The sequence below is a fragment of the Streptomyces sp. CAI-85 genome, assembly GCF_013363615.1.
Lineage (GTDB): Bacteria > Actinomycetota > Actinomycetes > Streptomycetales > Streptomycetaceae > Streptomyces > Streptomyces antibioticus_B.
The window spans coordinates 1-912 of record NZ_JAANNX010000212.1 but is presented as its reverse complement, the minus strand read 5'-3'; the positions used below and the strand labels follow the sequence as shown (position 1 = coordinate 912).

At 65.1% G+C, this 912-nt stretch carries 1 protein-coding gene; it reads left to right on the top strand.

Annotation, left to right across the window (positions count from 1 at the left end; genetic code table 11):
- Positions 1-13: 13 nt before the first annotated feature.
- On the top strand, positions 14-912 hold an 899-nt coding region (tuf, locus tag G6W55_RS37835), incomplete at its 3' end, for an elongation factor Tu (RefSeq protein ID WP_175525085.1).

Sequence of the window (912 nt, the reverse complement as noted above, 5' to 3'; positions counted from 1 at the left end):
CAGGAGGACCCCAGTGGCGAAGGCGAAGTTCGAGCGGACTAAGCCGCACGTCAACATCGGCACCATCGGTCACATCGACCACGGTAAGACGACCCTCACGGCCGCCATTACCAAGGTGCTGCACGACGCGTACCCGGACCTGAACGAGGCCACCGCGTTCGACAACATCGACAAGGCGCCCGAGGAGCGTCAGCGCGGTATCACCATCTCCATCGCGCACGTCGAGTACCAGACGGAGACCCGTCACTACGCGCACGTCGACTGCCCGGGTCACGCGGACTACATCAAGAACATGATCACCGGTGCCGCGCAGATGGACGGCGCGATCCTCGTGGTCGCCGCCACCGACGGCCCGATGCCGCAGACCAAGGAGCACGTGCTCCTGGCCCGCCAGGTCGGCGTTCCGTACATCGTCGTCGCCCTGAACAAGGCCGACATGGTGGACGACGAGGAGATCCTGGAGCTCGTCGAGCTCGAGGTCCGTGAGCTCCTCTCCGAGTACGAGTTCCCGGGCGACGACCTGCCGGTCGTCCGTGTCTCCGCGCTGAAGGCCCTCGAGGGCGACGCGCAGTGGACGCAGTCCGTGCTCGACCTCATGAACGCCGTCGACACCTCCATCCCGGAGCCCGAGCGTGACGTCGACAAGCCGTTCCTGATGCCGATCGAGGACGTCTTCACGATCACCGGTCGTGGCACCGTCGTCACCGGTCGTATCGAGCGTGGTGTCCTGAAGGTCAACGAGACCGTCGACATCATCGGCATCAAGACCGAGAAGACCACCACCACGGTCACCGGCATCGAGATGTTCCGCAAGCTGCTCGACGAGGGCCAGGCCGGTGAGAACGTCGGTCTGCTGCTCCGTGGCATCAAGCGCGAGGACGTCGAGCGCGGCCAGGTCATCATCAAGCCCGG